This is a genomic window from Cryobacterium sp. TMT4-31, assembly GCF_004403385.1.
GTDB classification, from domain to species: domain Bacteria; phylum Actinomycetota; class Actinomycetes; order Actinomycetales; family Microbacteriaceae; genus Cryobacterium; species Cryobacterium zongtaii.
Genome location: NZ_SOGI01000032.1, coordinates 61,905 through 81,546, shown reverse-complemented (window position 1 = coordinate 81,546; position 19,642 = coordinate 61,905). Strand labels below are relative to the sequence as shown.

The 19,642-nt window shown below is 69.0% G+C and carries 24 protein-coding genes and 1 pseudogene; 20 read left to right on the top strand and 5 right to left on the bottom strand.

All coding sequences use genetic code 11. From position 1 onward, the window contains the following. Positions 1–62 precede the first annotated feature (62 nt). The 4 genes from E3T19_RS07785 to E3T19_RS07770 all read left to right on the top strand — a co-directional run bounded on the left by E3T19_RS07785 (position 63) and on the right by E3T19_RS07770 (position 3,464). Complete coding sequence (locus tag E3T19_RS07785; protein ID WP_240632286.1) at positions 63–662, top strand: signal peptidase II; 600 nt, start codon at positions 63–65, stop codon at positions 660–662. 30 nt (positions 663–692) lie between these two features. Beyond that, entirely contained in the window at positions 693–1,097 is a 405-nt protein-coding gene (locus E3T19_RS07780) for a VOC family protein (protein ID WP_088457502.1), read from the top strand. 44 nt (positions 1,098–1,141) lie between these two features. Then, positions 1,142–2,134: an LLM class F420-dependent oxidoreductase gene (locus E3T19_RS07775; protein ID WP_103479878.1), complete on the top strand. Its 993-nt coding sequence runs from the start codon at positions 1,142–1,144 to the stop codon at positions 2,132–2,134. A 157-nt stretch (positions 2,135–2,291) separates the two neighbouring features. Continuing rightward, positions 2,292–3,464 carry a class I SAM-dependent methyltransferase gene (locus tag E3T19_RS07770; RefSeq protein ID WP_134408525.1) on the top strand — a complete coding sequence of 391 codons (1,173 nt, stop codon included), beginning with the start codon at positions 2,292–2,294 and terminating at the stop codon, positions 3,462–3,464. Positions 3,465–3,502: 38 nt separating this feature from the next. Here the strand turns inward: E3T19_RS07770 and E3T19_RS07765 are convergent, their stop codons facing one another. Next, positions 3,503–3,883 (bottom strand): DUF1622 domain-containing protein, encoded by a 381-nt coding sequence (locus E3T19_RS07765; RefSeq protein WP_088457505.1) that lies wholly within the window; start codon positions 3,881–3,883, stop codon positions 3,503–3,505. Positions 3,884–4,087: 204 nt separating this feature from the next. On the opposite strand from E3T19_RS07765, the gene E3T19_RS07760 reads away from it, so the two are divergent. After that, entirely contained in the window at positions 4,088–5,344 is a 1,257-nt protein-coding gene (locus E3T19_RS07760) for an MFS transporter (protein ID WP_134408524.1), read from the top strand. Positions 5,345–5,472: 128 nt separating this feature from the next. Here the strand turns inward: E3T19_RS07760 and E3T19_RS07755 are convergent, their stop codons facing one another. Both E3T19_RS07755 and E3T19_RS07750 read right to left on the bottom strand, forming a co-directional pair. Then, on the bottom strand, positions 5,473–6,513 hold the full coding sequence (locus tag E3T19_RS07755) for a hemolysin family protein (protein WP_088457509.1): 1,041 nt from the start codon (positions 6,511–6,513) through the stop codon (positions 5,473–5,475). Continuing rightward, entirely contained in the window at positions 6,506–7,855 is a 1,350-nt protein-coding gene (locus E3T19_RS07750; protein WP_134408523.1) for a hemolysin family protein, read from the bottom strand. The genes E3T19_RS07755 and E3T19_RS07750 overlap by 8 nt, the downstream gene beginning before the upstream one ends. Positions 7,856–8,077: 222 nt before the next feature. Here E3T19_RS07750 and E3T19_RS07745 point away from each other — a divergent pair, with 222 nt between their 5' ends. Further along, on the top strand, positions 8,078–8,881 hold the full coding sequence (locus tag E3T19_RS07745; RefSeq protein WP_088457511.1) for a sugar phosphate isomerase/epimerase: 804 nt from the start codon (positions 8,078–8,080) through the stop codon (positions 8,879–8,881). Further along, positions 8,878–9,984, top strand: a complete 1,107-nt coding sequence (locus E3T19_RS07740; protein WP_134408522.1) for a Gfo/Idh/MocA family protein — start codon at positions 8,878–8,880, stop codon at positions 9,982–9,984. The genes E3T19_RS07745 and E3T19_RS07740 overlap by 4 nt, the downstream gene beginning before the upstream one ends. Before the next feature lie 55 nt (positions 9,985–10,039). Here the strand turns inward: E3T19_RS07740 and E3T19_RS07735 are convergent, their stop codons facing one another. Beyond that, positions 10,040–10,624 carry a TetR/AcrR family transcriptional regulator gene (locus tag E3T19_RS07735; RefSeq protein WP_134408521.1) on the bottom strand — a complete coding sequence of 195 codons (585 nt, stop codon included), beginning with the start codon at positions 10,622–10,624 and terminating at the stop codon, positions 10,040–10,042. Positions 10,625–10,791: 167 nt separating this feature from the next. Here E3T19_RS07735 and E3T19_RS07730 point away from each other — a divergent pair, with 167 nt between their 5' ends. The 10 genes and pseudogenes from E3T19_RS07730 (at position 10,792) to E3T19_RS07690 (ending at position 16,432) form a co-directional block, all read left to right on the top strand. Then, positions 10,792–11,262 (top strand): hypothetical protein, encoded by a 471-nt coding sequence (locus E3T19_RS07730; protein ID WP_103461244.1) that lies wholly within the window; start codon positions 10,792–10,794, stop codon positions 11,260–11,262. Between the two features lie 52 nt (positions 11,263–11,314). Next, positions 11,315–12,142 carry a siderophore-interacting protein gene (locus tag E3T19_RS07725; RefSeq protein WP_134408520.1) on the top strand — a complete coding sequence of 276 codons (828 nt, stop codon included), beginning with the start codon at positions 11,315–11,317 and terminating at the stop codon, positions 12,140–12,142. A gap of 98 nt (positions 12,143–12,240) precedes the next feature. Next, positions 12,241–12,780: a MarR family winged helix-turn-helix transcriptional regulator gene (locus E3T19_RS07720; protein WP_166788827.1), complete on the top strand. Its 540-nt coding sequence runs from the start codon at positions 12,241–12,243 to the stop codon at positions 12,778–12,780. Further along, complete coding sequence (locus tag E3T19_RS07715; protein ID WP_134408519.1) at positions 12,777–13,556, top strand: SDR family oxidoreductase; 780 nt, start codon at positions 12,777–12,779, stop codon at positions 13,554–13,556. The genes E3T19_RS07720 and E3T19_RS07715 overlap by 4 nt, the downstream gene beginning before the upstream one ends. 80 nt (positions 13,557–13,636) lie before the next feature. Continuing rightward, positions 13,637–13,693: pseudogene (locus E3T19_RS19505) on the top strand (hypothetical protein); the annotation flags it as partial. A gap of 100 nt (positions 13,694–13,793) precedes the next feature. Next, the gene (locus E3T19_RS07710) at positions 13,794–14,186 is read left to right on the top strand and encodes an SDR family NAD(P)-dependent oxidoreductase (protein ID WP_255578496.1); all 393 of its coding nucleotides are present in this window, start codon (positions 13,794–13,796) and stop codon (positions 14,184–14,186) included. A gap of 101 nt (positions 14,187–14,287) precedes the next feature. Beyond that, complete coding sequence (locus tag E3T19_RS07705) at positions 14,288–14,761, top strand: universal stress protein (RefSeq protein ID WP_088457518.1); 474 nt, start codon at positions 14,288–14,290, stop codon at positions 14,759–14,761. A gap of 92 nt (positions 14,762–14,853) precedes the next feature. Then, the gene (locus tag E3T19_RS07700; protein WP_088457519.1) at positions 14,854–15,600 is read left to right on the top strand and encodes a 2,3-bisphosphoglycerate-dependent phosphoglycerate mutase; all 747 of its coding nucleotides are present in this window, start codon (positions 14,854–14,856) and stop codon (positions 15,598–15,600) included. Continuing rightward, positions 15,600–16,058, top strand: coding sequence for a CrcB family protein (locus E3T19_RS07695; protein ID WP_134408518.1), 459 nt, complete (start codon positions 15,600–15,602; stop codon positions 16,056–16,058). Before E3T19_RS07700 ends, E3T19_RS07695 begins: the two co-directional genes overlap by 1 nt. Beyond that, on the top strand, positions 16,055–16,432 hold the full coding sequence (locus E3T19_RS07690) for a CrcB family protein (protein WP_088457521.1): 378 nt from the start codon (positions 16,055–16,057) through the stop codon (positions 16,430–16,432). The genes E3T19_RS07695 and E3T19_RS07690 overlap by 4 nt, the downstream gene beginning before the upstream one ends. Positions 16,433–16,444: 12 nt before the next feature. On the opposite strand, the gene E3T19_RS07685 is transcribed toward E3T19_RS07690, so the two are convergent. Beyond that, the gene (locus E3T19_RS07685; RefSeq protein WP_103431394.1) at positions 16,445–16,939 is read right to left on the bottom strand and encodes a MarR family winged helix-turn-helix transcriptional regulator; all 495 of its coding nucleotides are present in this window, start codon (positions 16,937–16,939) and stop codon (positions 16,445–16,447) included. Between the two features lie 150 nt (positions 16,940–17,089). Between E3T19_RS07685 and E3T19_RS07680 the strand changes: the two genes are divergently transcribed. From E3T19_RS07680 to E3T19_RS07670, 3 genes are all read left to right on the top strand, one after another. Further along, a complete protein-coding gene (locus E3T19_RS07680; RefSeq protein WP_134408517.1) occupies positions 17,090–18,271 on the top strand; it encodes a TerC family protein in 1,182 nt (393 codons plus the stop codon). Between the two features lie 141 nt (positions 18,272–18,412). Further along, positions 18,413–19,003 carry a TerD family protein gene (locus E3T19_RS07675; protein WP_088457524.1) on the top strand — a complete coding sequence of 197 codons (591 nt, stop codon included), beginning with the start codon at positions 18,413–18,415 and terminating at the stop codon, positions 19,001–19,003. A gap of 54 nt (positions 19,004–19,057) precedes the next feature. Next, complete coding sequence (locus tag E3T19_RS07670; protein ID WP_088457525.1) at positions 19,058–19,636, top strand: TerD family protein; 579 nt, start codon at positions 19,058–19,060, stop codon at positions 19,634–19,636. Positions 19,637–19,642: the final 6 nt, after the last annotated feature.

Genomic DNA, 19,642 nt, shown 5'->3' with positions numbered 1-19,642 from the left:
GCTTGGGAAGGGTTCTGTGAGCCGCGCCGCGCCTGGCACCCGATCGCTGGGATGATGGAGGGGTGACTGCTGCCTCCCAGACTCCGCTGCCGGCCTCTACCCGCTCGCGGCGGGCCTCCCGGTTGGCCTGGCCCGCCTTCGGCATCGCCCTGCTGGTGATCCTCATCGACCAGGCCTCCAAGTGGTGGGCCGAGGCCGAACTCGCCGATGGCAGGGTCATTCCGGTGATCGGGGACATCATCCGTTTTGTGCTCGTCTACAACCCCGGCGCCGCATTCTCGATCGGCTCCGACTTCACCTGGGTGTTCGCGGTGCTCGCCGCCGGCGCCGTGGTGTGGATCACCATGCTCACCTGGCGGGTCGAGTCCCGCGGCTGGATGGTCGCCCTCGGCCTGCTGCTCGGCGGTGCCACCACCCACCTCGGTGACCGGCTCTTCCGCGAGCCCGGCTTCGCCCGCGGCCACGTGGTGGACTTCATCGGCTACGGCAACCTGTTCATCGGCAACGTCGCCGACATCGCGATCTTCGCCGGCGCAATCATGCTGGCGATCCTCACCGTGATGGGCGTGCACCTGCGCCGCCCGGATGCGGAGCCCGCCGAGGCCGGCGCCGCTGCCTCCACCAGTTCCTCCACACCGGAGGACCCCGACACCAGGCTGTAAGTCGACCCGGGCGATGCTACCGTCTGAGGCATGGACACGATGATGCTCGAAGGGGTGACCTTGCTGGCCGACGACGTGGCCGGCATGGCCGACTTCTACGAGCATGCGCTCGGGTTCGAGGTGACCGTGCGAGAGCCGGACTACGTGGCGCTCGGCGGCCCCATCGGGGTGCGGCTCGCCATCTTCCGGCGCGCCGGCATGGGAGCGCACACCCACGACCATCCGTCGTTCGTGGCGCCGCGAAGCGGCCAGGCCGTGGAGCTGAACTTCCAGTGCGGCACCCCGAACCAGGTGCGCACCCGGTTCGCCGAGCTCGTCGAGCGTGGAGCGGTGGCCATCGCCGCACCAGCGGAGCGCGACTGGGGGCACCTGACCGGCTTCTTCGCCGACCCCGAGGGCAACATCCATTCACTGTTCGCGGTGCTGCCAGCCTGACGCCGTTTCCGCGGCCGCGCCGCCGCCACCCCTAGGCTGGGCCCATGCGCTTCGGACTCTTCATTCCCCAAGGCTGGCGTCACGACCTCGTCGGCATCGACCCCGCCCAGCAGTGGGCCACCATGAGCGGCCTCGCCGCGCACGCGGATGCCGGCGCTTGGGAATCGATCTGGGTGTACGACCACTTCCACACGGTTCCGGTGCCCAGCGAGGAGGCCACCCACGAGGCGTGGACCCTGATGAGCGCCTTCGCCGCCACCACCAGTCGGGTGCGGCTCGGCCAGATGTGCACCTGCATGAGCTACCGCAACCCCGCGTACCTGGCCAAGGTGGCCTCCACGATCGACATCATCTCCGGCGGCCGCGTCGAGATGGGCATCGGCGCCGGCTGGTACGAGCACGAGTGGCGTGCATACGGTTACGGCTTCCCGCGTGCCGGCGAACGCCTCTCCCGTCTCGATGAGGGTGTGCAGATCATGCAGCAGGCCTGGACCACCGGCACCGCCACCCTCGACGGCGAGCACTACCAGGTGGACGGCGCCATCGTGCGGCCGTTGCCGCTGCAGGAGGGCGGCATCCCGATCTGGATCGCCGGCGGCGGCGAGAAGGTCACCCTGCGCATCGCGGCGCAGTACGCGAACTACACCAACTTCGACGGCACCCCAGAGGGCTTCACGCACAAGAGCGACCTGCTGCGCGAGCACTGCGCCACCCTCGGCACCGACTTCGACGCCATCGTGCGCTCGGCCAACTACAACACCGTGATCGGCCGCGACGAGGCCGAGGTCACCGAACGGCTGGATGCCATCGAGGCCCGGGTCACCCCGTATCTCGGCGTCGACGGCGCGGCGAGCTTCATGGCCGAGTACCGCAGCGGCGAGGCGCAGGGCGTGGGCACGCCCGAGCAGATCGTGGAGCGCCTGAACGACATGAAGCAGCGCGGCCTCGGCTACGCGATCCACTACTTCCCCGAGGCGGCCTACGACAGGTCCGGCCTGGAGCTGTTCGAGCGCGAGGTCATGCCGGCCCTGCTGTAGCGCTCGCCCGTCGCCCGCCCGCCCCTTCTCGGTGTCGGGCGGCGACGGATGCGATAATCGAACAGGTCGCGACAGCCTGCCAGGGCTGGTTCCGACCGAGAGTCCCGCGTGCACGACTCGGGCGGATACGAAACCCAGCGGCACAAGATCGGACACCATGTCCAGCACGAACACCCCCGACGGCGCCCAGAGCACCGAATCGGGAAGCATCAACACCCCCGCAGACATCCACTGGCGTGACGGCGACACCGAGCACACCGCCCGCTGGCACTCCGAGGGCGGCTGGCCGGCCCCCAAGCGTGTGGTCGTCGTCGACGACACCCTCACCGCGGATGCCGCGTACAGGCTGGCGAAGTCCGGCACCGGCCTGCTCTGGCAGGGCGACTTCCAGAACGCCCGGCAGTTGCTCACGGCGATGGCCCGTCGCGTTGACCGGCACCGACGCACTCCCAGCGACTCGCTCAAGGCCGCGTTCGAGGTGGGCCGCACCGAGGCCATGCGCCGCGCCCGGCTGTTGGGCCTGGTGCTCGTGTCCCTCGACGCCGACCACACCCTGAGCCTCCGCCGCGCCCCCGACGTGCGTCAGGCCTGCGATGAGGCGTACGGCCCCAGCACCACCGCGTCGGTCACCTCGCTCCGCGAACTGCTCGGCGTGATCGGCGCGCACGAGTGGCGCGTCAAGGGTGTGCCGGTCGCGGCGCTCGGCGCGAGCATCCACCCGCACTACGGCGTCTTCTCGCCGGTTCGCGGCGAATACCTCGGCCTCGTCGCCACCGCTCCGCTACCCGCGACAGGGTCGGCGTTCGACATCGGCACCGGCTCCGGCGTCATCGCCGCGATCCTGGCCCGCCGCGGCATCGACAAAGTGGTGGCCACCGACACGTCGGCGCGCGCGCTGGCCTGCGCCGGAGAGAACCTGAAACGACTGGGCCTGGGCGACCGGGTCGACGTTCTCGACGCCGATCTGTTCCCGGCGGGTCGGGCCGACCTTGTGGTCTGCAACCCGCCCTGGCTGCCGGCCTCGGCCGCGACGAGCACCGACGCCGCCGTCTACGACCCCGACAGCAGCATGTTGCGCGGCTTCCTGGCCGGGCTCGCCGGGCACCTCACCGATGGCGGCGAGGGCTGGCTGATCCTCTCCAACCTGGCCGAGCTGCTCGGGTTGCGCTCCCGCGGCGCGCTGCTCGACCTCATCGACGACGCCGGCCTCACGGTGATCGCGCGCCTCGACACCCGCCCCACCCATCACAAGGTCGCCGACACGACCGACCCCCTGCATGCGGCCAGGGCCGCCGAGGTCACCTCGCTCTGGCGGTTGCGCCGGGCCTGATCCGCTCGACCCCACCGGCCGCCGGGCCCGACCGCGTCCTAGCCTGGCGGGCTCGACGTCTCAGTTTTTCCCATCATCCGCCACCTGGCCCACGGCCAGACGCCGTCCATCTCCACCTCGAGCGAGAAGCTCAGCAGCACCCGGATGATCACAATCGCCCCGAGCACCAGCACGCTCTCCACCGTGGGTTCCACCACGATGGTGCGGATGATGTCGGCCACGATCAGCACCTCCAGGCCCAGCAGAATGGCCCGGCCAAGCTCCCGGCGCATGGTCTGGTACGCCGTCGCCCGGGTGTCCGCGCGCAGCATCCGCGGGATGCCGGCTACCAGCGCCGCCAGCCCGCCGAACACCATGATGGCCGCACCCACCACCTCGACCACTCGCACGGCCGCCTCGACCACTGCCTCGAACGTCATCCGCGCATCTCCCGCCGTCACCGTTGGCGCGAAGATACTCCCTCAACAGGCTCGACCGGCAGCAGCACAGGCGGAGAAATTCCCGAACCGCCGTCTGCGCGGGGTGCTCGGCCGGCGTTTCGGCGAAAAATTCCGCCTTTACGTCACCGGCCGTAGGCTGATCGACACCGCAGCGCACCACACAGTCAACCAGCAGGGATCCCGATGACCACACCCCGCCGTCCCGCCGGAACGGATGCGAGCGCGCACCCCCGCCTGCAGCGGAAGGTCGTTCGGGTGCTCATCCTCGGCCAGATCCTCGGTGGCATCGGCATGGGTGCCACGCTCTCGCTCGGCGCCCTGCTCGCCGCCCAGCTCTCCGGCTCGAACGCCTGGTCGGGCATGGCCGCCACGATGAGCACGCTGGGCGCGGCCCTGGTGGCCGTGCCGCTTGCCCGACTGGCGCAAGCCAGCGGCCGGCGCCGGTCCCTCGCCACCGGCGCCGGGATCGCCGGCGTCGGTGCCATCCTGGCCATCACATCCGTCGCGCTGGACACCTTCCCGCTGCTGCTGCTCGCCCTGATGCTGCTGGGCGCGGGCTCGGCCACCAACCTGCAGGCCCGGTTCGCCGCCACCGACCTGGCCGGCGCCACCACTCGCGCCCGCGACCTCTCGATCGTGGTGTGGTCGACCACCATCGGCGCGGTCCTCGGCCCCAACCTGTTCGGTCCCGGCGAGGTCGTCGGCGCGCAGCTCGGCCTGCCGCCGCTGACCGGGGCATTCGCCTTCTCCCTCGCCGCGCAGGTCGGTGCCGCACTGGTCTACACGATCGGGCTCCGCCCCGACCCGCTGCTCACCGCCCTGTCGGTGCGCGAGGCGCGGCCGACAAGCACCCGGCAGCACGGCGGCCTGGCCATCGTGCGCTCCAACCCGCTGGCCCGTTATGCCGTGGTGGTCATCGCCCTCAGCCACGCCACCATGGTGGCGCTGATGTCGATGGCCCCGGTGCATCTCTCCGAGCATGGCGCCTCGCTCACCATCGTGGGCCTCACCATCAGCCTGCACGTGGCCGGTATGTACGCGCTGTCGCCGCTGTTCGGCGCCCTGGCCGACCGGCTGGGCCGCGTGCCGGTGATCCTGGCCGGCCAGGCCCTGCTGTTGGCCGCGCTCGTGCTGTTCTGGCTCGCCGGCGAGAACGCCACCGCCATGACAGTCGGGCTGATCCTGCTCGGGCTCGGCTGGTCGGCATCCGTCGTGGCCGGCTCGGCGCTGATCACGGAGGCCGTGGGGGTGCACGACAGGTCGGCGCTACAGGGTTTCTCCGACCTGTCGATGAACGCCGCCGGCGCCCTCGGCGGGGCCCTCGCCGGCCCTGTCCTGCTGCTGGTGGGCTACTCGGGCCTCGGCGTTGCCGCCATGGTCCTTGTCGCGGTGGTGGTGGCCTGGTCGCTGCTGCGTCGCCCGGCACCCACGCTCAGTTGAGGCACTCAACGGTCGCTTATTAGGACAAAGTTCGTTTAATAGGATGCTTTGCCCGATTCGGTCCTAATAAACGCACTATTTCCTAATAAAACGGTGCGATTGCCTCCGGGGCACACCCACCACGCCGGCTACACGCTGGTGACGTCCTCCACCTCACCGACGAGCTCCTCGATGATGTCCTCGAGGAACAGCACCCCGGTGGCGACCCCGCTCGTGTCGAACGAACACGCCACGTGCGAGCCGGTGCGGCGCATGGCCGCGAGGGCGTCCTCGAGGTCGCTGTCTCGCAGCACTGTCGCCAGCTTGCGCACCCGCTTGACGGGCACCGGCTGCGCGAAGGCGTCCGGTCCGGTGAGGTCCATCACGTCCTTGAGGTGCAGGTAGCCGGCGGGCAACCCGGCCCCGTCGGTGAGGATGTAGCGGGAGAAACCGTGCTCGGCCACCGCCCGTTGCAGGTCCGCCGGCGATGCATGCTCGGGCAGGAATACGATGCCGGACAGTGGCACCTCCACGTCCAGGACCCGCTTGGTGGTGAACTCGAACGCCGCCGAGAGCGTGCCGGAGGCATCCATCAGCATGCCCTCACGGGTGGACTGCCGCACGATGCCGGCGACCTCGTCGAGCGTGAACGCGCTGGTGGCTTCGTCCTTGGGGGTCACCCTGAACAGCCGCAGCACCCCGTTCGCCAGCCAGTTCAGGCTGAAGATCACCGGTTTGAACACCGTGGCCACGAACACCAGCGGCGGCGCCAGGATCAGCGCGGCACGGTCGGGCACCGAGAACGAGATGTTCTTGGGCACCATCTCGCCCAGCACCACGTGCAGGAAGGTGACCAGGCCCAGCGCCACCGCGAACGCGATCACACCGATGGCCTCCGCGGAGAGCGACGTGAGGCCCAGCGGGATCTCGAGCAGGTGGTGGATCGCCGGTTCGGACACGTTGAGGATCACCAGCGAGCACACCGTGATGCCCAGCTGTGAGGTCGCCAGCATGAGTGTGGCGTGTTCCATGGCCCACAGGGTGGTCTTGGCGGCCTTGCTGCCCTGCGCGGCCAACGGCTCGATCTGCGAGCGTCGGGCCGAGATCACGGCGAACTCGGCGCCGACGAAGAAGGCGTTGACGGCCAGCAGCACAACGAGCCAGAGCAGCCCGGGAAGGTACTCACTCATGGGTCGGCCTCCCTTCACTAGCAGCGGTCACCGGGTCGAGGTCGGCCGTGGTTGCGGTGGGGGTGAGACGGATGCGCGAGACGCGGGCTCCGTCCATCCGCTCGACCCGCAGGGTGCCCACGTCGATGGGCACGGTGTCGCCCAGCTCGGGCATCCGGTCGAGCCGGTCGGTCACGAATCCGGCGATGGTGTCGTAGTCGCCGTCCTCGGGAACGGTGACGCCGATCCGCTCGAGCAGTTCGTCGGGGCGGAAGCCCGCGTCGAAGACGATGGAGCGGCCGGTGCGCACGATGCCGGGCTTGGCCCTGTCGTGCTCATCCTCGAGTTCGCCGACGAGTTCCTCCACGAGGTCCTCGAGAGTGACGATGCCGGCGGTGCCGCCGTACTCGTCGGACACCACGGCGATCTGCAGGCCCTGCTGGCGCAGGGTGCCGAGCAGCCGGTCGACGCCCATCGACTCCGGTACCCGCAGGGCGGGCAGCATGAGCTCGTCGGCCCGCACCAGGGTGCGGCGACCCAGGGCCACCGCGAAGGCCTGCTTGACGTGCAGCACGCCCAGGATGTCGTCGGTGTCCCGGCCGATCACCGGAAACCTGGAGAAGCCGGTGGCGCTGGCCAGGGTCACGACGTTCTCGGCGGTGTCGCCGGCCTGCACCGACGACATCTGCACCCGCGGGGTCATCACGTCGGCGGCCGAGAGCTCGGCGAACCGTAGCGTGCGGCCCAGCATTTCGGCGTGGTCGGCGTCCAGCAGCCCCTCCAGGGCCGACCGGCGCACCAGGAAGCCGAGCTCCTCGGCGCTGCGCGCGCCGGAGAGTTCTTCCTTGGGCTCGATGCCGACCAGGCGGATGAGGGCGTTGGCGGTGTTGTTGAACAGCAGGATCACGGGCTTGAACACCGCCGTGAACGCGGCCTGCATCGGCACGACGAACTTGGCCGTGGCCAGGGGAACGGCCAGGGCGAAGTTCTTGGGCACGAGCTCGCCGATCACCATGGAGAACAGGGTGGCCAGCGAGATGCCGATCACGGTGCCGAGCACGGGCACGACGCCCTCCGGCACCCCGAGGTCCGTCATCGGGCCGCGTAACAGCGAGCTGATGGCCGGCTCGAAGGTGTATCCGGTGAGCAGGGTCGTCAACGTGATGCCCAGCTGTGCGCTGGAGAGGTGCGTCGAGGTGATCCGCAAGGCCTTGATGGTGGGGCCGAGACGTCTCTCGCCGCGGGCCGCTCGGGCCTCGAGCTCATTGCGGTCGAGTGTGACGAGGGCGAACTCGGCTGCGACGAACACGCCGGTGCCGAACGTCAGGATGAGCCCGAGGCCCAGCATGATCCATTCGTTCACGAGGTGGCTCCCTGTGCCCGGAAGTTCTGTGTCCGAAAAGCTTCGGGGCGGGCAGGGAGCAAGGGTTTATGCGTGGGAGGGTCATCCATAGTCACTCGAGCCTAGGGCCGCTCCCTGTACAAACGCACAGGATCACCCGCCGCCGGGTCTGGCGGATAAAACCTTGCACCGTTAGGTTTGTTCCAGCAGAAGAATCAGGCACTTACTTCCAAAGGAGCACGTATGTCCAGCACGCCCTCGGTCCAGCTCTACACCGTGAGGGATGCCATCTCCGCAGACCTCCAGGGGGCCATCGCCCGCGTCGCCGACATCGGCTTCACCAAGGTGGAGCCGTACGCGTTCGTCGACCGCGCGGATGAGTTCGAGAAGGCGTTCGCGGCATCCGGCATCTCGGCGCCGTCCGGACACGCACCCGTCATCGATTCCGACGACCCGGCCCGCACCTTCGACGCCGCCGCACAGCTCGGCATCGGCACGGTCATCGACCCGTTCATCCCGAGCGATCGGTGGCAGACCGCTGACGACGCCGCCAGGATCGCCGACCGCGTGAACGAGCTCCAGGTGCAGGCGGCCGCTGTCGGCCTGGGCTTCGGCTACCACAACCACCAGTGGGAGTTCGCGAACAAGGTCGACGGCCGCAGCATCTACGAGCTGTTCCTCGACGGCCTCTCCCCCGACGTGGTCCTCGAACTCGACACCTACTGGTCGACCGTCGGAGGCGCGGACACCCCGGAGCTGCTACGCCGCCTGGGCGACCGAGTGCAGTTCCTGCACATCAAGGACGGCCCGGTCCAGGGCGACATCGTCACGACGCTGCCCGGCAGCGACAGTGCCCTGAACGTGTCCGATGCGCTCGTCACCGCCTTCAGCAGCCAGCTGCCGGCCGGCAGCGGCGACGTCGGAGTCGCCGCCATCCTCGAGGCCGCGCCGCACGCCCTGCGCGTGGTGGAGTTCGACGGCTACGCGGGCGATGTCTTCGAGGGCATCGCGGCGTCGTTCGCCTGGCTCGCGGAGAACGACAAGTGAGCCGCACCGGACGCGTCGGCGTCGGTGTCATCGGCGCCGGCGTCATCAGCGGCACCTACCTGGAGAACATGACGGCGTTCGCCGACCTCGACGTGCTGTTCGTCGCCGACCTCGACCTCGATCGCGCCCAGGCGCAGGCCGAGGCCTACGGGGTTCCCGGCCACGGTTCCGTCGAGGAGCTGCTGGCCAGGGATGACATCGAGATCGTCGTGAACCTCACCATCCCCGCCGTGCACACCGCGGTGGGCGAGCGGATCATCGCCGCCGGCAAGCACGTCTGGAGCGAGAAGCCGTTGGCCCTGGATCACGACTCCGGCGCGGCACTGCTCGCCGCGGCGGACGCCGCGGGCCTGCGGGTCGCCTGCGCGCCCGACACCGTGCTGGGCGCGGGCATCCAGACCGCCATGCGGGCGATCACGCGCGGCGACATCGGGGAGCCGCTGACCGCCACCACGATGTTCCACGTTCCGGGCCCCGATGCCTGGCACCCGAACCCTGAGTTCCTGTTCGCGCTCGGCGCCGGGCCGCTCTTTGACATGGGGCCCTACTACGTCACGATGCTCGTGCACGCCTTCGGCTCCGCCAGCCGGGTCGGCGCGGTGTCGTCCACCTCCAGCGCGATCCGCACCATCGGCAGCGGCCCACGCGCCGGCACCGAGTTCCCGGTCGAGGTACCCACCCACCACGCCGCGGTCATCGCGTTCGAGGGCGGTCAGTCGGCGCAGTCCACCTTCAGCTTCCAGAACGCGCTGCCCCGGATGGGCTTCGTTGAGATCAGCGGCACCGAGGGCACCCTGGTGCTGCCGGACCCGAATACCTTCGAGGGCGAGTCCACCCTGTGGCGGTTCGGCCACGAGGAGCCGACCACGATCGCCGCGGTCGGGTCCACCTATGGTCGCGGGTCCGGCGTGCTCGACCTGGCGCGGTCGATCCGGGCCGGCGTTCCCGAGCGGGCCAGCGGCGCGGTCGCGGCGCACGTGCTCGATGTGCTCCTGGCTGTGTCCGAGGCCGCAGAGACCGGCACCACGGTCGATGTGGCGTCAAGCGTCACCCAGCCCACGCCGCTCGCCGAAGACTGGGATCCAGCGGCGGCCACCCTGTAGCGCGCTCCGCACCGCGAACTGTGACCTAAGCCCCAGAAACGCGGGTTTTTCGGGTTCAGCTCACAGTTCGCGTGCGGGCCAGCGCGATCACGGCCTCGACGTGGGCACCCATGTCGCGGGTCTCGTCGAACATCCACTGCACCTGCATACCGTCGCTGACCGCCATCAGGATCGACGCCAACATCTCAGGGTCGACCGAGTCGTCGAGCCGCCCGGATGCCTGCATGCGGCGCAGCCCGGCCGTGATCGTGCTGCGCGAGTGCGCGTAGCGTTCCCGAAAGTACTCGTGCGCCGGATGCGCGGGGTCGGTCGCCGCCGCGGCGGACAGGTTGGCGAACATCTGCACCAGCCCGGGCACCTCGGCGTTGTGCCGGATCAGGGCCGCGAAGGTGGCCGCCGGGTCCGGGTCCTGGGGATCCTTCGACGCGTCGATCTCGTCCCTGGTGCGGAGGATGGCCACCCAAAGGTCATCCTTCGACTCGAAGTAGTGCAACAGGCCGGCCTGGGTGAGCCCGACCGCGGCGGCGATGTCCCGTACCGAGGTCTGACGGAAGCCCTGCCGCGCCACGAGCGCCAGGGCGGTCTCCAGGATCTCGGCGCGCTTCGCAACGCCTTTCGGGTATCTGCCCAGGGTGGCCATGGTTCAAGGCTAGCGAGGTTCCGCGAACCGTGAGATAAGCACCGAGAATCCCCGGATTCCGGGGCTGAAGCCCGCCGCCGCCAGGCTGGCCGCCTCGACCCGGAGCGCCCACCAGTAGGCCCCTTGGCCGCCGTGCCGGAGAATGGGAGGACCACGAGAGGGGCGGCATGTCGAAGAAGAAGCGAGCAGAACAACTTCGGGCGATCGCAGCGCACGTCCTGACGGCTCCGATCCTGCTCGAGGGGGATGCCGACGAGCTCCTCACCGTGCTGCGCGCCGGCGCGCGAGCGGCGGGAATCCCGGTGACCGACCACGCACTGGCGGCGCGCCCGGCCCGCGTGGTCGTGCTGGCCATCGACCGGGACGCCCGGCGATCCTCGCTCGTGAAGGCCGCCACGCTGCTTCGCGAGCTGGAGGACCACATCGCACCTGACGCCGTGCGGATCGTCGTGGTGCAGAGCGCCAGATCCAGGCTCGCTCCCCCGAAGCTGCAGCGCCTGGTCGCTTCGGAAATCCTGTTCCATGTCGCCCTCGCGCTCTCGAATGTCGTGCCGGGCCAGAAGGAGCGCACCCTCCGGCAGCGGTTCGGCCTCACCACCCTGGACGCGGCAGGCTTCCGGATCCTGCGCTTCGGCTAGCCGCACCCGGGATATTGCCAAGTGAGGGTTACCTAACTTAGAGTGAGTCGGGATGACTACTCTCACCCCCAGTCCGGCCCGTCCCGTGCGTCCACAGATCACTCTTCACGTTGTGCACCGCGAACAGGTGAGCCCTCATCTGGTACGCATCGTCCTCTCCGGCGAGCAGTTCGACAGGTTCGTGACCAACGACTCGACCGACAAATACGTGAAGATCCACTTCGCCAAGCGGGAGCTCGGTCTCACGCCGCCTTTCGATATCACGGCCCTGCGGGAGATCCTCCCCCCTGAAGACCTTCCGGTGACCCGCACCTACACAGTGCGCCAGGTGGACCTCGACGCACGCACTCTCACGATCGACTTCGTCGTGCACGGCACCGAGGGTCTGGCCGGTCCGTGGGCCGACGCGGCCCAACCGGGTGACCTGCTCTCGCTCTCCGGCCCCGGCGGCGGCTACGCCCCCGACCCCGGTTCGGCCTGGCACCTGTTCGCCGGCGACCAGTCCGCGCTGCCCGCCATCGCGGCCGCGCTGGAGTCGTTGTCGGCCACGGCAGCGGGACTGGCCTTCATCCAAGTGGCCAGCGCGAGCGAAATCCTGGAGCTGACCGCGCCCGGTGCGGTGCAGATCCGATGGCTGTTCGGCACCGACCCGGCGCAGCTGTCCGCCGCGGTGGACGCAGCCAGCTGGCTGCCCGGCCGGCCGCAGATCTTCGCGCACGGCGAGCGCTCGGCGATGAAGGCACTGCGCGATGTCTTCACGGCGCGTGGCGTGCAGAGATCCGAGCTCTCCCTATCGGGGTACTGGGCGCAGGGCCGCACCGAAGACAGGTTCCAGGCCGAGAAGCGTGAACCCATCGGCGTGATCCTGCCCGTCTCCTAGCGACACCGCCGGCGAAACGGGGCTTGCACCACGACCTCCTCGAACATATGCTGTCTTGAAGACAGTAAAGGCTTGAGGATGTGAAAGGACGTGCCACTGTGCCCCCCGAGGCCGACGCCGCATCACAAGGAACGTCCGCTCAGCCGTACCGTCATGAACAACTCGGGGCACTGCTCGAGGTCTTCTCGGTCTGGTCCTCCGCAACCTTCATCCGGGGACTGGCGGTCGAGGCCGGCGTTGATCTGGACGCCACCTCGATCGTGGCCGTCACGGTTCTGGCCCGCGACGGCGAACAGCGCGCATCCGCCCTCGCCTCCCGCCTGCGCGTGGGTGCCTCAGCGATCTCCAAGCTCAGCAACCGGCTCACCGCGCACGGCCTGATCGAGAAGCGTCAGGACCCCGACGATTCCCGGGCCACCCTGGTGCGGCTGACGCCCGCAGGAACAGCCGCCACGACGGCGCTGACCCGGGCCTGCGACGCGATGATGGCCGACCTGATGCGCCAGTGGTCAGACGACGACCGCGACGACTTCGACCGGCTCCTCCGCCGATTCCGAGATGACGCGCTCGCGTACGCCATCAGCGTTGAGGCACCGACACCTGAACCCACCACCGACCAGAAAGTAGATCGATCATGACCCGCACCTACCTTGTGACCGGCGCCGCCAGCGGCATCGGCAAGGCCACCGCCGCGCTCCTTCGTTCCAGGGGCCACAACGTCATCGGCGCCGACCTCAAGGACTCCGACATCAACGCCGACCTGTCCACGGTGCAGGGACGCGAGCACCTGATCCACGCTGCCGAGGAACTCTCCGGCGGCGTGCTGGACGGCGTCATCGCCGTCGCCGGTCTCAGCCACCCGATCCCGGTCACCGCCGCGGTCAACTACTACGGCACCGTCGCAACCCTGGAGGGCCTCCGCCCGCTGCTGACCCGGTCCCCAGCCCCGCGCGCCGTGGCTGTCGCCTCGATGGCATCGCTGCAACCCTTCGATGAGGAGCTGGTGCGACTTCTGCTGGAAGGCACCGAACAGGATGCCCTGGCCCGCGCCGCCGAACTCGCCACGACCCCGGCGACCGGGCACCAGATCTACTCGTCCAGCAAGCGGGCCCTGGCCCGGTGGCTGCGCACGACCGCACCCACCTCCGAGTGGGCGGGCGCCGGGATTCCGCTCAACGCGATCGCGCCGGGTGTCGTTCTCACCCCGATGACGACCGAGTTGGTCGCCACCCCCGAGGGCCGCGCAAAGCTGAACGAACAGGTGCCGATGCCGCTCAACGGGCCCTTTGACGCCGACGTCGCCGCGAAGCTGCTCGTCTGGCTGGCCGACGAGGAGAACTCGCACCTGTGCGGCCAGGTCATCTTCATCGACGGCGGCTACGACGCCGTCCTGCGCGGTGACAGCACCTGGTAACCCCGTTGCAACTCGGCAAGAAGAGCGTCATCGTCACCGGTGGGGCCTCCGGCATCGGCGGCGCCATCACCCGCACCTTCGTGGAACGCGGTGCCAGCGTCGTCGTGGTGGATATCGCCCGGGAGGCCGGGGAAGCCCTGGCCGCCGAGCTCGGCGACACCGCGGTGTTCCTGCAGGGCGACGTGTCCGATCCTGCCGTTCTCCTTTTCCACCGGGCTGCGCGCCACCATCAACTTCATGCGCGCCGCCTACCCGGAACTGAAGAAGACCACGGGATCGGTGGTGAACTTCGGCTCCGGTGCCGGCCTGGACGGTCAGCCCACCCAGGCCGCGTACGCGGCGGCGAAGGAAGCCATCCGGGGCCTCAGCCGCGTCGTCTCGAACGAATGGGCACCAGACGGCATCCGGGTCAACGTCGTGTGCCCCATGGCGATGACCGAGGGTGTGCAGGCCTGGTCACAGGCGTTCCCCGAGCTCTACCAGTCGACCCTGGCCAATATCCCCCGCGGTCGTTTCGGGGACCCGGGTACCGATGTCGCCCCCGCGGTCGCCTTCCTGGTTTTTGACGACTCGAGTTACATCACCGGGCAGACGCTCATGGTCGACGGTGGGACCATCAAGCTGCACTGAGTCGACAGTGCTGCGTCGACGCGGACGGCGTCAACGGCACGGCGGCGTCGTCCTGGCTAGGGGCCTACCGCGGTGCAGGGTCTTCTGTCACTCTGGGCGCCATGAGCATCCGAGCCCGAGTGGTGGTGGGCGTCTATCCAGGTCAGGCCGACGGCGTCGTGCTGCAGGCCGCGGTGTTCGCCGCGCGGTTCGACGCCGAGCTGGTGTGCGCCTGGGTGGACCCCGGCCGGCATCCGCGGGCCGACCACGCCGACGTACCCGCGCCGGGCAACGGCGCGGGCATCGACCCGTACCTCACCGCCCGCCTGACCCGCATCCTGGGCGGCCAGGACATCGAGTGGAGCACCCGCCAGCTCTCCGGCGACCCGGCCAGGGCGCTCGGGCAGCTCGCCGAGACGCTCCGGGCCGTGATGATCGTGGTCGGCACCAGGGACGGCACCGTGCGCGGCAGCCTGCAGGAGTTCTTCGCGGGTTCGATCGCGATGCACCTGGCGCACCGGCAGCACCGTCCCGTCGTCGTCGTCCCCCTGTCGCCGGTGTCGTTCGACGATGACGTGCCGTGGGAGTCCGAGTGAGCGGTGTACCCTTTTGCGTGGTGATGGATCCCACCTGAGCACCCGCTCGAACCGCCGACTGCGCTGATGGTTCCGGCCGACGAGACTGGTGGGTGACGGTGACGAGCTGGCCGAGCGGTGCTTCACTCGTCCTGCTCCGCCACGGCCAGAGCACCGCGAACGCCGCCGGCCTCTTCACCGGCATCCTCGACCCCGAGCTGTCACCGTCCGGCGCCGACGAGGCGCTGGCCGCCGCAGACCTGCTCACGGCGCACGACCTGGTCCCGGATGCCGTCCTCGTCTCCCCGCTGCAGCGCGCCAGGCAGACCAGTGCCATCGTGGCCACCGCGCTGGAGTTGCCGGCCGACGCTGTCCACACCGACTGGCGCCTGAACGAACGCAACTACGGCGCCCTCACCGGACGGTACAAGGACGATGTGCGCGCCGAGGTCGGCGAGGCCCAGTTCCTGGCCTGGCGCCGCTCGGTCGACACCGCGCCGCCGGCCATGTCCGACGAGCAGCTTGGCGGCTTCGCCGACACGGCCCTGTTCCGTGGCCTGCCCGCCCGGGCGCTCACCCGCAGCGAGTCGTTACGTGACGTGATGTCCCGGGTGGCCGAGATCCATACCGAACGGGTGCTGCCGCTCCTGGCGGATGAGCGCACCGTGCTGGTCGTGGCGCACGGCAACTCCCTCCGCGCGTATTGCGCCGTGCTCGAGACCCTCGACAAATCGGCCATCCACCGACTCAATCTGCCCACCGGGCATCCGCTGGTCTACCAGGCCGGCGGCCGGCGGTACCTCGATGCCCCACGTGCCGAGGCGGCCGCGCTCGCCCTCACCCTCGACGGCGGCACCTGATGGCAGTCCCGACCGGCGCGTCGCGCCCCGTACACCTGCGTTGGCCGCACCTCGCCCTCGTCTTCGCCGGCGGTACCGTCGGCACCGCGCTGCGCGAGCTCTTGGCGATCTCGGTGCCGCCGGTCGCGGGGGTGGCTGTCGTGATCGTGGGCATCAACATCGTCGGCGCCTTCGTGCTCGGGCTGCTGCTGGAGACCCTGGCCCGCCGCGGCCCAGACGAAGGCCGACGCCGGCAGCTGCGGCTGCTGCTGGGCACCGGCGTGCTCGGCGGCTTCACCACCTACAGCGCCCTGGCCACCGACACCGGCCTGTTGCTGGCCGACAGTCGACTCGGCGCCGCCCTGCTCTACGCGCTGGGCACGGTTCTGATCGGCGCGGCCGCCTCGTGGGCCGGGATCGGCGCGGCCGGGGCCCTGCACGGCCGGCGGCCGAATCCTAGCGGGACGGCGGCCCAATGACCCCGCTGCTCTTTGTCGCCGTGGCGCTGGCCGGCGGTCTCGGCGCGACCCTGCGGCTGGTCGTCGACGGCGTCGTGAAGTCCAGGGTGCGCACCACGCTGCCGGTCGGCACCCTGCTCATCAACGTGGTCGGCTCCCTACTGCTTGGACTCATCACCGGCCTCACCCTGGCGCTGTGGTTGCCGGAGGCCTGGCACCTGGTACTCGGCGGCGGCCTGCTGGGCGGTTTCACCACCTTCAGCACCGCCAGCTACGAGACCGTGCGGCTGGCGCAGGACCGGCGGTCCCTTCCGGCGCTGGTCAACGGGCTCGGGATGCTCGCGCTCGCGGTGGGCTGCGCCTTCCTGGGCCTCTGGCTGGGCCTGGGCGGGTAGCCCAGCGCGAGGTCAGATCGACTCGTTGTGCCTGGCGACCGCATCGGTCACCCAGGAGAGCTCGTCGACGAAACGACCGAGCAACCGGGCCAACTCTGTGCGGTCCTCTTCAGTCCACTTGCCGACCAGGGTTCCGTACACGTCCTGGGCGAGCTGGCGGTGCCGGGCGATGGCGGTACGCCCCTCTTCCGTCGCGGTGATGAGCACGCCCCGCCGATCGGTCGGATCGGATCGCCGACTCACCAGTCCGGATTTCTCCAGCCGCCGGATCTCGGTGGTCATGGTGGACTTGTCCACCGCCATCCAGCCCGCGAGCTTCGACATCCGCAGCGGCCCGGCGACGACGACGCGTTCCAGCAACCAGGAGTCCGTGCTGGAGAGGGCGGCACCGCTCGAATCGTGCAGCATCCGTTTATTGTCGGCGCGCGTCGACCAGCGGAGGATGGTCGACAGGGCCGATTCCAGAGCCTCACCGACCGTTGGAGCGGTTTCCCGGCTGTACACCATGGCTGAAAGTTTCCTGACTTTTCGGAGGCTGTGCGAATAGTTGGACGGATCCAACTAACATAGTGGAGCTACCTTACCTTTCGGTTGGGATGCGAATGGTTGGGCGACCCCAACTTAATCACACCACTACCCCCGCGGAGAACACCACCCATGGACATACCCGGCTACGTCTGGCTCCTCACGATCCTCGGCATCGTCGCCCTGCTCACCTTCGACTTCTTCTTCCACGTGCGCAAGGCTCACGAGCCGACCCTCCCCGAGGCCGCCAAGTGGTCCGCCATCTATGTGGGCATCGCTATCGTCTTCGGGCTCGGTGTTCTCTTCTTCGGCGGCGCCACGCTCGGTACCGAGTACTTCGCGGGTTACATCACCGAGAAGGCGCTGTCGGTCGACAACCTCTTCGTCTTCCTCATCATCATGGCCAGCTTCAAGGTGCCTCGCGCCGACCAGCAGAAGGTGCTCCTTTTCGGCATCGTCTTCGCGCTGATCGCCCGCACCGGGTTCATCTTCCTCGGCGCGGCGCTGATCAACTCGTTCGCCTGGCTGTTCTACCTGTTCGGCGCATTCCTCATCTACACCGCGGTCAAGCTGCTGAAGCCCGAAGCCGAGAGCGACGAGGCCGACAACTTCATCATCCGGCTGGCGAAGCGCCTGTTCCACACCACCGAGCGGTACGACGGCGACAAGCTCTTCACCATGGAGAACGGCAAGAAGGTCATGACGCCGATGCTTCTCGTCATGGTCGCCATCGGTGGCACCGACCTCCTGTTCGCGCTGGACTCCGTGCCCGCGATCTTCGGCCTCACCCAGAACGTTTACATCGTCTTCACCGCGACGGCGTTCTCGCTCATGGGCCTCCGCCAGCTCTACTTCCTCATCGACGGCCTGCTCGACCGCCTGATCTACCTCAGCTACGGCCTGGCCGCGATCCTCGGCTTCATCGGCATCAAGCTCGTGCTGCACGCCCTGCACGAGAACACACTGCCGTTCATCAACGGCGGCGAGCACGTCCCGGTCTTCGAGATCAGCACCGGCGTCTCGCTCGCCGTGATCATCGGTGTTCTCACGGTCACGGTCATCGCTTCGCTCGTCAGCCCGGCCGGCCGCGCGCACAGCGCGATCGCGCTCAGCAAGGCTTCGGCCAAGAAGTACCTGACCGGCGACTTCAGCGGCAAGGGTGAGACGCGCGACGAAACCTACGCTCTCGTCGTCGCCCACGAACGCGCCCTGGGCCTGCTCACCCCCAAGCACCGGGCTCGTGCCGCCGAAGACGAAGAGCTGCAGGCGCTGCTGGCCGAGGCGCACAACGCCCACGCCGGCGTCGCGCAGTAGCACCACCCCCGGAGCGGGCGGCGACGCGCGGTTGTCGCCGCCTCGCCGCCCGCTCCATACAGGATTTTCCGTGCCGGCGGCCTCTAGACTGGGCGCGCACTGGCGCTGACCAACACAAAACGTCATACGAAGGAGTACACAATGGGTTTGAGCTTGTCAAAGGGCCAGTCGCTCTCGCTGACCAAGGCGGATGGCGGCAGCCTCTCGAAGGTCCGCATGGGCCTCGGCTGGGACAGCGCCGCACCCGTCAAGCGCGGTCTGTTCGGTCGCGGCAAGGCCGCAGAGGTCGACCTCGACGCATCGGCGATCTTCTTCGACGCCGCCGGCAAGGTCCTCGACACCGTCTGGTTCCAGCAGCTCAGCAGCAAGGACGGCTCGACCCGCCACACCGGCGACAACCTGACCGGGGCCGGCGACGGCGATGACGAAACCATCCTCGTCGACCTCGCCCAGGTGTCCGCGGCGGTCTCGCAGATCGTTTTCGTCATCAGCAGCTACAGCCAGCAGACCTTCGACCTCGTCGAGAACGCGTTCAGCCGCCTCGTCGACGACTCGTCCGCCGGCACCCCCGAGGTCGCCCGCTACCAGCTGACCGACAGCGGCCCGCACACCGCCATGATCATGTCGAAGGTCTCCCGCGACGGCACCGGCTGGACCTTCAAGGCCATCGGCGAGCGCGCCACCGGCCGTTCGGCCATGGACCTGCTCACCGCGGCGGCGAAGGTCCTCTAACCGCGCCACCGCACGGCCGTTCACCCACCCCATACACACAAGGAGAAAATTCCCATGGCAGGTCTGACACTCGCAAAAGGCAACAACCTCTCGCTGACCAAGGTCAGCCCCGGACTCACCGTCGCGACTGTCGGCCTGGGTTGGGACCCGCGCACCACCAGCGGCGAAGCCTTCGACCTGGACGCCTCCGCGCTCCTCATCGGCGACAACGGCAAGGTGCGTTCCTCCGCCGACTTCATCTTCTACAACCAGCCTGCCTCGGCAGACAAGTCGGTTGTGCACCTCGGTGACAACCGGTCGGGAGCCGGGGACGGCGACGACGAGCAGATCAACATCGACCTGCGTCAGGTGGCCAGCGACGTCTCCCGCGTGGTGATCGTGGTCTCGATCGACCAGGCCGACGCACGCCGCCAGAACTTCGGCCAGGTGCGCGGGGCGTACTGCCGCATCGTCGACCAGGACGATCAGGAAATCGTGCGGTTCGACCTGAGCGAGGACGCGGCACCCGAGACCGCCATGCTGTTCGCCGAGGTCTACCGCAACGGCACCGACTGGAAGTTCAAGGCCGTCGGCCAGGGCTACACCACCGGACTCGCGGGCATCGCCACCGACTTCGGCATCTCCCTCGACTAACCGGCC